This is a genomic window from Nocardioides zhouii (genome assembly GCF_004137345.1).
Classification (GTDB): Bacteria; Actinomycetota; Actinomycetes; order Propionibacteriales; family Nocardioidaceae; genus Nocardioides; species Nocardioides zhouii.
Genome location: NZ_SDWV01000016.1, coordinates 1 through 13,023 on the forward strand (window position 1 = coordinate 1; position 13,023 = coordinate 13,023).

At 71.8% G+C, this 13,023-nt stretch carries 15 protein-coding genes; 12 read left to right on the forward strand and 3 right to left on the reverse strand.

Annotation, left to right across the window (positions count from 1 at the left end; translation table 11 throughout):
* The first annotated feature begins 155 nt into the window (after positions 1–155).
* From EUA94_RS15030 to EUA94_RS15050, 5 genes are read left to right on the forward strand one after another with little or no spacing between them, the layout of a single operon-like run.
* The gene (locus EUA94_RS15030; protein ID WP_129427707.1) at positions 156–1,337 is read left to right on the forward strand and encodes a Gfo/Idh/MocA family protein; all 1,182 of its coding nucleotides are present in this window, start codon (positions 156–158) and stop codon (positions 1,335–1,337) included.
* A gap of 34 nt (positions 1,338–1,371) precedes the next feature.
* Positions 1,372–2,379, forward strand: coding sequence for a sugar phosphate isomerase/epimerase family protein (locus EUA94_RS15035; protein ID WP_129427708.1), 1,008 nt, complete (start codon positions 1,372–1,374; stop codon positions 2,377–2,379).
* A 17-nt stretch (positions 2,380–2,396) separates the two neighbouring features.
* Entirely contained in the window at positions 2,397–3,263 is an 867-nt protein-coding gene (locus EUA94_RS15040) for a DUF1707 SHOCT-like domain-containing protein (RefSeq protein WP_129427709.1), read from the forward strand.
* 11 nt (positions 3,264–3,274) lie between these two features.
* A complete protein-coding gene (locus tag EUA94_RS15045) occupies positions 3,275–4,165 on the forward strand; it encodes a DUF1707 SHOCT-like domain-containing protein (RefSeq protein ID WP_129427710.1) in 891 nt (296 codons plus the stop codon).
* Between the two features lie 57 nt (positions 4,166–4,222).
* Entirely contained in the window at positions 4,223–5,254 is a 1,032-nt protein-coding gene (locus tag EUA94_RS15050; RefSeq protein WP_242494899.1) for a MaoC family dehydratase, read from the forward strand.
* 12 nt (positions 5,255–5,266) lie between these two features.
* Here EUA94_RS15050 and EUA94_RS15055 read toward each other — a convergent pair whose 3' ends face one another.
* Entirely contained in the window at positions 5,267–6,349 is a 1,083-nt protein-coding gene (locus EUA94_RS15055; RefSeq protein ID WP_129427712.1) for a hypothetical protein, read from the reverse strand.
* A 32-nt stretch (positions 6,350–6,381) separates the two neighbouring features.
* On the opposite strand from EUA94_RS15055, the gene EUA94_RS15060 reads away from it, so the two are divergent.
* Together EUA94_RS15060 and EUA94_RS15065 are read left to right on the forward strand one after the other, a co-directional pair.
* Entirely contained in the window at positions 6,382–7,203 is an 822-nt protein-coding gene (locus tag EUA94_RS15060) for a class I SAM-dependent methyltransferase (RefSeq protein WP_129427713.1), read from the forward strand.
* 68 nt (positions 7,204–7,271) lie between these two features.
* Entirely contained in the window at positions 7,272–7,457 is a 186-nt protein-coding gene (locus EUA94_RS15065) for a DUF5302 domain-containing protein (RefSeq protein ID WP_129427714.1), read from the forward strand.
* Positions 7,458–7,460: 3 nt separating this feature from the next.
* Here EUA94_RS15065 and EUA94_RS15070 read toward each other — a convergent pair whose 3' ends face one another.
* Complete coding sequence (locus tag EUA94_RS15070; RefSeq protein WP_242494900.1) at positions 7,461–8,654, reverse strand: MFS transporter; 1,194 nt, start codon at positions 8,652–8,654, stop codon at positions 7,461–7,463.
* A 48-nt stretch (positions 8,655–8,702) separates the two neighbouring features.
* Between EUA94_RS15070 and EUA94_RS15075 the strand changes: the two genes are divergently transcribed.
* Genes EUA94_RS15075 through EUA94_RS15090 form a run of 4 tightly spaced genes read left to right on the forward strand, consistent with a single transcriptional unit; the run spans position 8,703 to position 11,294 of the window.
* Positions 8,703–9,281 carry a histidine phosphatase family protein gene (locus EUA94_RS15075; RefSeq protein ID WP_129427716.1) on the forward strand — a complete coding sequence of 193 codons (579 nt, stop codon included), beginning with the start codon at positions 8,703–8,705 and terminating at the stop codon, positions 9,279–9,281.
* Position 9,282: 1 nt separating this feature from the next.
* A complete protein-coding gene (locus tag EUA94_RS15080; protein ID WP_129427717.1) occupies positions 9,283–10,128 on the forward strand; it encodes a PHP domain-containing protein in 846 nt (281 codons plus the stop codon).
* Complete coding sequence (locus EUA94_RS15085; protein WP_129427718.1) at positions 10,121–10,660, forward strand: P-loop NTPase family protein; 540 nt, start codon at positions 10,121–10,123, stop codon at positions 10,658–10,660. The genes EUA94_RS15080 and EUA94_RS15085 overlap by 8 nt, the downstream gene beginning before the upstream one ends.
* Positions 10,661–10,670: 10 nt before the next feature.
* A complete protein-coding gene (locus EUA94_RS15090) occupies positions 10,671–11,294 on the forward strand; it encodes a nucleotidyltransferase domain-containing protein (protein ID WP_242494901.1) in 624 nt (207 codons plus the stop codon).
* A 45-nt stretch (positions 11,295–11,339) separates the two neighbouring features.
* Here EUA94_RS15090 and EUA94_RS15095 read toward each other — a convergent pair whose 3' ends face one another.
* Entirely contained in the window at positions 11,340–12,104 is a 765-nt protein-coding gene (locus tag EUA94_RS15095; RefSeq protein ID WP_129427719.1) for an SDR family NAD(P)-dependent oxidoreductase, read from the reverse strand.
* Between the two features lie 61 nt (positions 12,105–12,165).
* Between EUA94_RS15095 and EUA94_RS15100 the strand changes: the two genes are divergently transcribed.
* The gene (locus tag EUA94_RS15100; protein WP_129427720.1) at positions 12,166–13,020 is read left to right on the forward strand and encodes a ParA family protein; all 855 of its coding nucleotides are present in this window, start codon (positions 12,166–12,168) and stop codon (positions 13,018–13,020) included.
* The last annotated feature ends 3 nt before the right edge of the window (positions 13,021–13,023 follow it).

The following is a 13,023-nucleotide window of genomic DNA, read 5'->3' on the forward strand; positions in this document are numbered from 1 at the left end:
GCTCTACGCGCCGGTCGTCACCGGCGACAACGTCGACCAGTACATCGACTCCGCCTTCGAGTCCTGAGGTCGAGCCGCGTCCGGCGCCCCCACACTTGGGGGCGCCGGACGCGGCCCACCCATCGAGCCGGTCGACGACAGAACAGGATTCCTTGATGACCTTCGAGCACGACACGCTGTCCGTGGGGATGGTGGGCTACGCCTTCATGGGAGCGGCTCACTCCCAGGCGTGGCGCAACGCGCCGCGCTACTTCGACCTGCCGCTGAGACCACGGATGTCCGCGGTGGCGGGTCGCGACCAGGCCAAGGTCACCGCGGCGGCGGCGCGGCTGGGCTGGGAGTCGACCGAGACCTCCTGGCAGGCGCTCATCGCGCGCGACGACATCGACCTCATCGACGTGTGCACCCCGGGCGACACCCATGCCGAGATCGCCATCGCGGCCCTCGAGGCCGGTAAGCACGTGCTCTGCGAGAAGCCGCTCGCCAACACTGTCGAGGAGGCGGAGGCGATGGTGGCCGCTGCCGAGAAGGCCAGGGCCAACGGCGTGCGCTCGATGGTCGGCTTCACCTATCGCCGGGTGCCGGCGATCGGGCTGGCCAGGCAGCTGGTCGCCGCCGGCCGGATCGGGACGATCCACCACGTCCGTGCGCAGTACCTCCAGGACTGGATCGTCGATCCGGAGGCGCCCCTGTCATGGCGCCTGGACAAGGCGAAGGCCGGGTCCGGGGCACTGGGCGACATCGGCGCGCACATCGTGGACCTGACCCAGTACATCACCGGCGACACCATCGCCACGGTCACCGGACGGCTCGAGACCTTCGTCAAGGAGCGACCGCTCCCCGCGGAGTCCCACACCGGACTGTCGGGCACGGCGGACGCCACCGGCCGGGGCGAGGTCACCGTCGACGACGCGGCCGCGTTCCTCGCGCACTTCCGGGGAGGCGCGCTGGGCGTCTTCGAGGCGACCCGCTTCGCCAACGGCCGCAAGAACGCCATCCGCATCGAGATCAACGGGTCGCGCGGCAGCCTCGCCTTCGACTTCGAGGACATGAACGTCCTCCACTTCTTCGACGGTGACGACGACTCGGCAACGGCCGGGTTCCGGCGGATCCTCGCGACCGAGCCGGATCACCCCTATGTCGCCGCGTGGTGGCCGCCCGGCCACCTGCTGGGCTACGAGCACGGCTTCACCCACCAGGTCGTCGATCTCGTCACCGACATCGCCAAGGGCTTGGACCCCGCGCCGTCGTTCGCCGACGGCCTGCAGGTCCAGCGAGTCCTGGCAGCTGTCGAGGCGAGCTCGCTCAGCTCGGCCTGGCAGGACATCCCCGCATGACACCGATCCGGCTCCATCGAAGAAGGGACACCTGATGACTCGCCCCGTCACCCTGTTCACCGGCCAGTGGGCCGACCTGCCGTTCGAGGAGGTCTGCCGGCTCGCCTCGGGCTGGGGCTACGACGGCCTGGAGATCGCCTGCTGGGGCGATCACTTCGACCCGTGGGCCGCCGTCGAGGACGACTCGTACGTCCCGGCGAAGCTGGAGATGTTGAAGAAGCACGACCTGCAGGTGTTCGCGATCAGCAACCACCTCAAGGGCCAGGCGGTCTGCGACGACCCGATCGACGAGCGCCACCGCGGGATCCTCCCGGACCGCATCTGGGGTGATGGCGACGCCGAGGGCGTACGCCAGCGTGCCGCGGAGGAGATGAAGATGACCGCGCGGGCCGCGCGACGGCTCGGCGTGGACGTGGTGGTCGGGTTCACCGGCTCCTCGATCTGGAAGTACGTCGCGATGTTCCCGCCGGCGTCCCAGGCCATGGTCGACGCCGGGTACCAGGACTTCGCCGACCGCTGGAACCCGATCCTCGACGTGTTCGACAGCGAGGGGGTGCGGTTCGCGCACGAGGTGCACCCCTCCGAGATCGCCTACGACTACTGGACGACCGTGCGGGCCCTCGAGGCCGTCGACCACCGCGAGGCGTTCGGCCTCAACTGGGATCCGAGCCACTTCGTCTGGCAGGACCTGGACCCGGTCGGGTTCCTCTGGGACTTCAAGGACCGGATCTACCACGTCGACTGCAAGGACGCGAAGAAGCAGGTCGGCAACGGCCGCAACGGTCGGATGGGCTCGCACCTGCCGTGGGCCGACCCGCGTCGCGGGTGGGACTTCGTGTCGACCGGGCATGGTGACGTGCCGTGGGAGCAGTGCTTCCGGATGCTCAACACCATCGGCTACGACGGACCGATCTCGGTCGAGTGGGAGGACGCCGGGATGGACCGCCTCGTCGGGGCGCCGGAGGCCCTCGAGCTCGTACGACGCCTGGCCTTCGACGCTCCCGACGCCTCGTTCGACGCCGCCTTCAACGCCTCTGACTAGGCCCTAGACTCCCGCGCATGGGGAGCTTCCGGGCCAAGGACGCTGATCGCGACCGCTTCATCGAGCTGATCGAGGCGGCGTACGTCGACGGGCAGCTCGGTGCGGCCGACCGCGAGCTCCGGGTGGGCCGGGCACTGTCGGCCGAGACGCTCGACGAGCTCGAGACCCTGACGCGCGACCTCCAGCTCCCGCCGGGTTACGTGCCACCGGCGGCGCCCTCCACGTCGCCGTCCACGTCGCCCTCGCGGTCGCGGCGGGCGACCGGCGTGCTCGTGGGGCTGGTCATGTTCGTGGTGCTGGTCGTTGCGGGGGTCACCGGGATCGTGGCCCTCGCGATGTTCGCCGTGCCCGGCGAGAACGACTCGGCGACCTCGCAGGGGGTCGAGACGGCGCCCGCGCCGATCGAGTCCGAGGAGATCGTCGCCGAGGTCCCCGAGGCGCCGAGCTTCGCCATGTCCGCCCCGCAGGTGCGCGCGTTCGTCCGGGCCTACGAGGAGGAGTTCGGCACGCTCGAGGCCTTCGAGGTCGGCTTCTACCCCGAGCGCGTGGGCGTCCAGGTGCCCGTGCGTGGCTCTCGTCCGCGGATGGAGCGCTGGTCGTGGACCGGCGAGTGGCGCCAGGACACGACGGCCACCACCGTGAGGGGCCCGTACCAGCGCGTCGACCTCGGTGCAGTCGACGTGGGCCGCCTGTTCGACAACATCGCGGCTGCCCGTCGCACGCTCGAGGTCGAGAAGGGCCGGTTCACCCACGCGCTACTGATCCGCTGGGGCGACGAGCCGACGGAGCTCAACATCTACGTCGGCAACGAGTTCAGCGAGTCGGGCTACCTCAGCAGCACGCCGGCGGGCGAGATCATGCGGCGTCATCCCTACGAGTCCTAGACTCTCGCCGCATGAGCGGGTTCCGGGCCAAGGACGCTGATCGGGACCGGTATGTCGACATCCTCGAGTCGGCGTACGTCGACGGGCAGCTGGGCGAGCAGGACCGCGAGCTGCGGGTCGGCCGCGCGCTGACCGCCGAGACGCTCGACGAGCTCGACGCGCTCATCCGGGACCTCCAGAACCAGCCCTCGCCCGTGGTCGTGCGCCGGACCCCGGGGCCCGTGATCATCCAGGCGGAGCGGGCCGCACTGCAGCAGCCGGCCGCACCGCCGGAGCCGATGCGATGGCCCGCGCCGCCGAGGACCGGGATGCCACCCAGGCTCGTCGGGTTCGTCGTGGCCGGCGTCCTCGGACTCTCCGTGCTGGCGTTGGCGCCGTCGTCGCAGGACGACTTCGAGCCGCTGTACCCGCAGCAGGACTACTCGCAGCTGGAGGAGGTCCCGGACATCTCCTCGGCCGGGGGATACGAGCTCGCGGACGCCGACGTACGGCGCTTCCTGCGGCGCTACCAGGGAAAGTTCGACACGACGGACGCCTACGAGGTGACCTTCTTCGACATCCGCGTGGAGGTGCACGTCCCCGTGGGCGGTTCCCAGCCGCGGTTCGAGGTCTGGTCCTGGGACGGCGGATGGCGGCGCGATGCGGCTGCGCAGCCCGTCACGGGCAGCGCGGCGACGGTGGACCTCGGGACGCTGGACGTGCAGCAGCTGTTCGAGAATGCCGAGGTCGCCCGGCGCGACCTGGGGGTGTCCGACGCCCGGGTGCAACGCGTCGAGGTGCGCCCGACGCCCGACGCAGTGGGTTCGGTGACGATCCATGTCCGCAACGGCTCCTCGGACAAGGCCTCCCTCGAGAGCACCCCTCAGGGGTCGCAGGTCCGCGCGCTCCCGAACGAAGGGTGAGCAATCCCACGTGACCACCGCCACCCCTGCGCCGGCGGCTGCGGCACGATGTCCGGCATGAAGACGAACCCCGGCAACTTCTTCGAGGACTTCACCGTCGGGCAGGTGATCGAGCACGCCACCCCGCGCACCCTCACCGAGGGCGACCGGGCCGTCTACGGCGCGATCTACCCCACCCGCTTCGCGGTCGCCTCGTCGGCGGAGTTCGCCGCCTCGGTCGGCCTGGCGCCCCACCCGGTCGAGGAGCTGATCGGCTTCCACGTCGCCTTCGGCAAGACCGTGCCGGACGTCTCGCTGAACGCGGTGGCCAACCTGGGCTACGCCGAGTGCCGCTTCCACGTGCCGGTCGTGCCGGGCGACACGCTGCGTACGCGCTCGGAGGTCATCGGCCTCAAGCAGAACTCGAACGGCCGCACGGGCGTCGTGTGGGTGCGCTCGACGGCGACCAACCAGCGCGGCGAGGTCGCGATCGACTGGGCGCGCTGGGTGATGGTCCACAAGCGTGACGCCGACGCGCCGGCCCCGGAGACGGTCGTACCCGCGCTGGCGTCGGTCGTGGCGCCCGACGACCTCGTCGTGCCGGCCGGCCTCGACCTCAGCGCGTACGACGCCGCCGCCGCGGGCTCCCCGTACAGGCTCGGCGACTACGAGGTGGGGGAGCGGATCGACCACGTCGACGGCGTCACCCTCACCGACGCCGAGCACATGATGGCGACGCGGCTGTGGCAGAACACCGCCAAGGTGCACTTCTCCACCGACGCCCGCCCCGACGGCAGGCGCCTGGTCTACGGCGGCCACGTGATCTCGCTGGCCCGCGCGCTCTCCTTCAACGGCCTGGCCAACGCCCAGCTCGTCGCGGCGATCAACGCCGGCGCGCACGTCGCCCCGGCGTTCGCCGGTGACACGATCCACGCCTGGTCCGAGGTGCTCGACACCGCGACCCTCGACGCTCCCGGAGTCGGCGCGATCCGGCTGCGGCTGGTGGCCACGAAGGGCCGCGACAAGTCGATGACCCTGCGCTCCGACGACGGGGCGTACGCCGACGGCGTGCTTCTCGACCTGGACTACTGGGCGCTCATCCCGCGCTGATCTGCCCCTCACTCACCGCCCGGTGGCCGAGGTCCGCGTTAACAGGTGCGCGGCGATCGCGTCCAGGGCCGCGTCGAGGGAGTCGGCGGGAGCGAGCTCGAGCCGGGCGAGCACGGTCGTGGCAGCCGCGAGCAGCTCGTCCTCGCTCACCTGATCTGGAGTGCGGCCGTCGTCGGCCAGTGAGGGACGCAGGTCGTCGAGGTCGCCCACGACGTCGTACGGACGTGCTCGGAGCGCGGCGATCACAGTGGCGGATGAGTCCTCGATCCACTTCACGTGGTTGTCGGGCACGGCGAAGGAGTCCCGCGGTGCGCTTCCGACCAGCTGGCCGGGGACGAACGAGCCCTTCACGTGCCGGGAGTACGCCGGCGTGCGGCGCTCGCGGGGCACGACGTCGTTGACCCGTCGCAGCAGCTCGGCCTCCACGACGCCGAGCGAGTCGTTGGGGCGTTCGGCCTGTGTGTCGAGGCCGGCGACGTCGAGGCCGAGGACGGACGCCGCTCGCAGCCAGAGCTCGTCGCGGGGCGCCCCCGGCGCGGGTACGACGACGAGGTGCACGCGCTCCGGGGAGATACCGGCGGTCCAGGTGTCGAGGATCGCGATGATGTCCTGGTAGCGCCAGAACTTGTGGTCGCCGTCCTCGCGCCGGACGCTGCCGAGGAACTTGCGGTAGGGCATGCGGGCGCCCATCTTGACTCGCTGCTGCCACGCCGACGGCAGCACGCGGCCGAGGTCGCGCGCGGTCACCACGACGTGCACCTCGTCGGCTGCCGAGCCGAGGTCGGCGAGCGCCGCAGACGCGCGATCGGCGGGGGTGTCGGCGAAGTGCTCGTTGCTGACCAGCACGTCCCCGGGCCAGGCGCGGGCCTCCTCGACGAGCCGGTCCCAGGCTCCGCGATCGTGCTCGTCGAGGTCGTCGACGACCGACGACATGCCCTTCACCAGGGCTGCGGCGGTGAAGTGGTCGCGGCGCGCGCGACCCGGGAGCAGGAGGCCGCGCTCCCGCAGCTCGTCGTGGTGCCGCCACCACAGGTCCTGCAGGTAGGACGTGCCCGACTTGGCGGTCCCGACGTGGAGGAACGCGCGCCGGGCCATGCCCGCGACCCTACTCAGGGCACACTCCTGTCGTGGCCTGGGATCGCGACTTCTTCTACGACAGCTACCCGCGCGTGGAGGAGGCATTCGCTGCGCGCCTCGACGAGAGCCTGTCGCCGCGGGACCCCTCGGTGCTGCTGCAGGTGGTGCGCGAGCTCGACCTCCGCCCCGACAGCCGGGTGGTCGACGTGGGGTGCGGCGAGGGCGCCCACGCCTTCCGGCTCGCGACGCACTTCGGCTTCCGGGTGCTCGGGATCGACCCCGTGCAGCGCCATCTCGATCTGGCCCGCGAGGCGCGCCGCGAGCAGGCGCCCGACATCGCCACGCGCGTGTCCTTCGAGCGCGGCACCGCGACGCACCTGCCGGCGCCCGACGCTTCGCTCGACCTGGTCTGGTGCCGCGACGTGATGGTCCACGTCGCGGACCCGGCCGAGGCGTACCTCGAGTTCGCGCGCGTGCTGCGCCCGTCGGCGTACGTCGTCGCCTACTCGATGGTGGCCACCGACCTGCTCGCCCCGGAGGAGGCCGACTGGCTCTTCGACGTGATGGGCGTCGTGCCCACCTCGGCGGACCCGCGCGTGCTCGACGACGCGATCGCCGGGTCCGGCCTCGAGGTCGTGGAGACCATCGACCTGGCGAGCGAGTGGGGGGAGTGGGGCGAGGAGCACGAGGGCCGCGCCGGGCAGGCGCTGCTCCACCTGGCCCGGCTCCTGCGCGAGCCGGAGCGATACCGCGCCGAGTTCGGCGACGCGGCGTACGACGTGATGGTGGGCGACTGCCGCTGGCACGTCTACCGGATGATGGGCAAGCTCGCCGGGCGTATCGACGTGCTGCAGCGACCGGCTCGTCGTTAACCGCTCGACCCGGGCTTGACGCGTTTGGCAGGGTGGCCCGGTAGACCGCCAACCGAGGAGGAAGCCCCATGGCTGATCAGGACCCGAACGCAGACCTCAAGGCGAAGATGCGGGAGGCGCTCGATCGCAAGAAGGGTCACCGCCACCCCGACGACAGTGCCGACTCCAAGGAGAAGGCCCACGGCTCGGAGGTCAACGACAAGAACGTCGCCAAGCCGATGCACCGCCGCAAGGCCGGTGGCGGTGGCGCCTGACCGCTAGCCCCCCGTGTGGTCCTGCGCGCCGGCGGACAGCTCGTCCGCCGGCGCGAAGGCCCGCGCCAGCCAGAAGAGGGCGAGCACCAGCACCAGCGGCACCGCGAAGCCGATGCGCAGCGAGCTCGCGCCGACCGCACCCGTCATCACCGCGCCGAGGAGAGCACCGGCGTAGTTGAACTGGTTGAACCGCGCCACCACCGCGTCCACGCGTGCCTGCCGTGTCGCGGGATCCGCGTCACGCCCTGCGAGCGCGGCCGCGGCGGAGAAGCTCAGCGGGGCGACCACGGCCACGCCACAGCCGAGCAGCGTGAAGCCGAGCACGGCGACCGGCCACGACGGAGCCGCGACGACGACGGCGAGCGACACGAAGGCGATGCCGGCGCCGATCCGCAGCAGCCGTACGGCGCCGACCCGCTCGGTCAGCCGGTCGCCCACCAGGCGGACGAGCCCGCTCGCCACGAGGTAGGGGAGGGTCGCCAGCGCGACCAGCTCCTCGGGAGCGTCGAAGACGTCGTCGAGGTAGACCGGTCCCCAGGTCGCCGCCGCGGTGTCGACGGTGTAGAAGACCACCAGCGCGAGGCCGACCATCACGATCGCCCGCCACGGCACGTCGGTCTCGGTGACGGTCGCCGCCTCACCGTGGTCGCGGGAGAGGTACGGCGCGGCCGCCGCGAGGAGCGGCAGCACCGCGACCAGGGCGATCGCCGACCAGGGCACGTCCGTCGTGGCCAGCGTGAGGACGGCGCCGATGACGCCGCCGAGCGTCCATGCGCCGTGGCAGGACGGCAGCACGACCCGGCCGAGTCGGTGCTCGAGCGCCACCGCCTGCATGTTGCCGGTCGCGTCGACCAGCCCCAGCCCGACGCCGTACGCCGCCAGGCCGAGCACGAAGACCAGCGTCGTCGGCGCCAGGATCGCAACCGCGACCGAGACCGCGACGGTGACCAGGCCGGCGCGCAGCACGACCGCGCTGTCGAGCCGCGGCGCGAGCCGCTCGGCCACCAAGGAGCCCACGCCGGCGAGCAGCACCATCATCAGCAGCACGCCGGACAGCTCGAGCTCGTCGAGGTCCCAGCGGTCCTGGATCCGCGGCAGGCGGGTGGTGAGGCTGATGAACACCAGGCCCTGCGTGAGGAACGCCGCCGCGATCGCCAGGCGGGCCCTGCCAAGGTGTGCGCGGGGGTCTGCACTCATGGCGAGCATCGTGGCAGGCCGCCCGTCCGCCCGTGGCAGACTCGCGGCATGTCTTCCGGCTCGCACCCCGACGGTCCCGAGCTGTGGGTGGTCCGCCACGGCGAGACCGAGTGGAGCCGCGACGGCCGGCACACCTCGACCACCGACCTTCCGCTGACGTCCGACGGCGAGGAGGCGGCGATCCTGCTGGGGCCGCGGCTCTACGACGTGGAGTTCGACCTCGTCCTGACCAGTCCGCGCCAGCGCGCGCGGCGTACGGCCGAGCTGGCGGGGTTCGCCGACGCGGAGGTCGACGACGACCTCGTCGAGTGGGCGTACGGCGACTACGAGGGCATCACGACCGCCGAGATCCGCGAGACGGTGCCGGGCTGGTCGGTCTGGACGCACCCGTCGCCCGGCGGCGAGACCGCCGACGAGGTGACCGCGCGACTGGACCGGGTCGTCGAGCGGGCGCGCGGGCACGACCGGGTGCTGGTCTTCGCCCACGGCCACTCGCTGCGGGTGCTCACCGCGCGGTGGCTCGAGCAGCCGGCCGACGAGGGCAGGTTCTTCAAGCTGGACACCTCGACCATCTCGGTCCTCGGCTTCGAGCGCGAGCACCCGGCGCTGCTGAAGTGGAACAGCTGACGTGCGGATCGACCTCCACACGCACTCCTCCGCCAGCGACGGCACCGACACACCTGCAGACCTCATGCGCGCGGCCGCGGCCGCGGGGCTCGACGTCGTCGCGCTGACCGACCACGACGCGATGTCCGGCTGGGACGAGGCGCGGCAGGCCGCCGACGAGGTCGGCATCACGCTGGTGCCCGGGCTGGAGATCAGCACGAAGTTCCGCCACCGCGGCGTGCACCTGCTCGGCTACCTCCCCGACCCGACGTACGCGCCCCTCGTCGCCGTCCTCGACCGCGTGCTGGCCGGCCGGACCTCGCGTACGCCCGCCATCGTCTCGGCGCTCCGGTCGGCCGGCATCGAGATCACCGAGGACGACGTACGCCGCGAGTCGGGCGGGTCCGTTGCCGCGGGGCGGCCGCACGTGGCCGACGCGCTCGTCCGGCTCGGTGTGGTGGAGGACCGGACCTCGGCCTTCCACGAGTGGCTCAACCCGGGGAAGGCCGGCTACGTCGACCGCTACGCCGTGCCGCTCGAGGAGATGATCCCGCTTGTGACCGCGGCCGGCGGCGTCGCCGTGATCGCGCACCCCTGGGGTCGCCGGGGCGGCACCGTGCTCGACGCCGCTGCCATCGCCTCCCTGAAGGCGATCGGCCTCGCCGGGATCGAGGTTGACCACCAGGACCACCCGCCCGAGGCGCGCGCCCGGCTGCGCGAGATTGCTGCGGACCTCGACCTCGTCGTCACGGGCAGCAGCGACCACCACGGGACCGGCAAGGTCGACCACGACCTGGGCGTGAACACGACGGAGCCCGAGCAGTACGAGCGCCTGGTGTCCCTGGCCTCGGGCCCTCTCGGTGGCTGAGGTCCCTCGCCGGGTCCTCGTGTACGGCGTGACGGGGAGCGGCAAGAGCACGGCCGCCCTCGCCCTCGGCGAGCGCACGGGTCTGCCGGTGACCCTCGTCGACGAGCTCACCTGGCTGCCCGGCTGGGTGCCGGTCGAGGACTCGGTGCAACGCGAGGTGATCGGGGAGATCGTGGCGGGGGAGTGCTGGGTGCTCGACACGGCGTACGGCGCGCACCTCGACCTCGTGCTCCCACGCGTCGAGCTGGTGGTCGGGCTGGACTACCCGCGCTGGCTCTCGCTCGCGCGTCTGGTCCGACGTACGGCGTCGCGGGTCATCACGAAGGAGCCGATGTGCAACGGCAACGTCGAGACCCTCGGCAAGGTCTTCGCGCGCGACTCGATCATCGTCTGGCACTTCCAGTCCTTCGCCCGCAAGCGTGCGCGGATGCGGGCCTGGGCCGCCTCGCCCGACGGGCCCGACGTGCGGCTCTTCCGGCACCCGCGGGAGCTGGAGTCGTGGCTCGCGACACTTTCGCGAGGCGACGTCTAGTCTGCTCCGCGTGCACGACCACGACGAGATCGTCCGCCTCTACGGCCCGTGGCTGGCCCGGACCCCGCAGGACGCCGTCGACCTGATGCAGGGCTACGACCGGCCGTGGTGGATCGCCGGCGGCTGGGCGATCGAGGCGTACACGGGTGTCGCGAGACCGCACGATGACGTGGACCCGAGCATCCTCCGTTCGGACGCCCACGCGCTCCGCCAGCACTTGGCGGGTCGGCTCGATGTCTGGCAGGCGGACTCGGGCACCCTCCGCCCGCTGGCGCCGGGGGAGGACCTGCTCTCCGAGGAGTGCGAGAACCTCTGGCTGCGCCCGAGCGGTGGCGACCCGTGGGAGTACGACGTCATCCTCATGCACGCGACGCCGACGACCTGGACCTTCAAGCGCGATGCCCGGATCAGGCTGCCGCTGGCGGAGATCCTGTGGGAGCGGGACGGGATCACCTACCTGCGCCCCGAGGTGCAGCTGCTCCACAAGGCGCGGGCGGTGCGGGCGAAGGACCAGGTCGACTTCGAGGTCTGCGCGCCGCTGCTCGATGCGGCCTCGCGCGCGTGGCTGCGCGATGCGCTCGAGATGGCGCACCCCGGTCACCCCTGGCTCTCGGTGCTGAGCCGGACGTCATGAGAAATGGCGGTTCGAACCCCGATTTCTCATGACGTTGCGGGGCGGTCAGCGGCGCCCCATCGACTGTGCGAGGCGCAGCACCCGGTTGGGGACCGCCTTGGTGAGGGCGATGATCGTCTTGTACTGCGCGCCGGGGATCGAGTAGGCGCGGCCCTTCTCGAAGTCCTCGAGCGACTTGCGGACCAGGAAGTCCACGTCGAGCCAGAGGAAGCCGTCGCCGCGCTTGACCTGCATCCGCTCGTGGAACTCGGTCTTGGTGAAGCCGGGGCAGAGCGCCATGACCTGCACGCCGCGCGGGCCGTACTCCATGTGCGCCCACTCGCTGAAGCTGTTCACCCACGCCTTGGCGGCGGAGTACGAGCCGCGCGGCAGGAAGGCGGCCACGCTGGAGACGTTGATGATGCCACCGCGGCCGCGCTCGGCCATCGGGCCGAGGGCGGCGTGGGTCAGCCGCAGCACCGCCGTGACGAGCACCTCGAGCATCTCGGTCTCCTCGTCGACGGTGTTGTCGAGGAAGCGCTTCTTCAGCCCGAAGCCGGCGTTGTTGACGAGCAGGTCGATCGGCCGGTCGTGGTCGGCGAGGCGGGCCTCGACGCGGGCGAGGTCGGCGCGGTCCGTCAGGTCGGCGACGAGCACCTCGACCTCGACCTGGTGGGCGCGGCGGAGCTCCTCGGCCACCTGCTCGAGCCGGTCGCCGTTGCGGGCGACCAGGACCAGGTCGTCGCCGCGCGCGGCGAGCTGGACGGCGTACTCGTGGCCGATGCCGGCGGTCGCGCCGGTGATGAGGGCAGTCGTCTGGGAGGGAGGCATGGCCCCAGCATTTCAGGACGACCGCAGGTCCCGCGACCCCCGTCCTGCACAATGGGCCACGATGAGCACCCAGACCCCGGCCTCCGTCACACTGGCCGTCGCGAACCAGAAGGGCGGCGTGGCGAAGACGACGTCCGTCGCGTCCATCGGCGCCGCCCTGGCCGAGCTCGGCCACCGCGTGCTGCTGGTCGACCTCGACCCGCAGGCGTGCCTGACCTTCTCGCTCGGGGTCGACCCCGAGGACCTCGACGTGTCGGTGCACCACGTGCTGACGAAGGGCGTCGATCCGGCGGAGATCATCATCGAGACCGAGGACGGGGTCGACCTGCTCCCGGCGACGATCGAGCTGGCCCGCGCCGAGGCCGACCTGCTCACCCGCACCGGGCGCGAGCACGTCATCAAGGGTGCGCTGGAGCAGCTCGCCGAGGACCTCGGCGACGAGGCGTACGACTGGGTCCTGCTCGACTGCCCGCCGTCGCTCGGCGTGCTGACGGTCGCCGCGCTGACGGCCGCGGACGGAGTCCTCATCCCGCTGCAGTGCGAGACGCTGTCGCACCGCGGCGTGGGGCAGCTGCTCGACACCGTCCACGACGTACGCCGCTTCACCAACCGCGGTCTCGAGGTGTGGGGCGTGCTCCCGACGCTGTACGACGGCCGCACCAACCACGCCCGTACGGTCCTGGAGACGATCAGCGAGACGTACGACCTCGAGGTCGTCGAGCCGCCGATCCCCAAGACCATCAAGTTCGCCGAGGCGCCCGCTGCCGGGCGCTCGATCCTGGCGACGAGCCGCACCAACAAGGGCGCGCAGGCCTACCGCGAGGTCGCGAAGAACCTGGTCGAGCGCGCGGCCCGCCCGAAGGCGAAGAAGAAGCCCGCCAAGAAGGCCGCCGCCAAGAAGACGGCGGCCCGCTAGCGA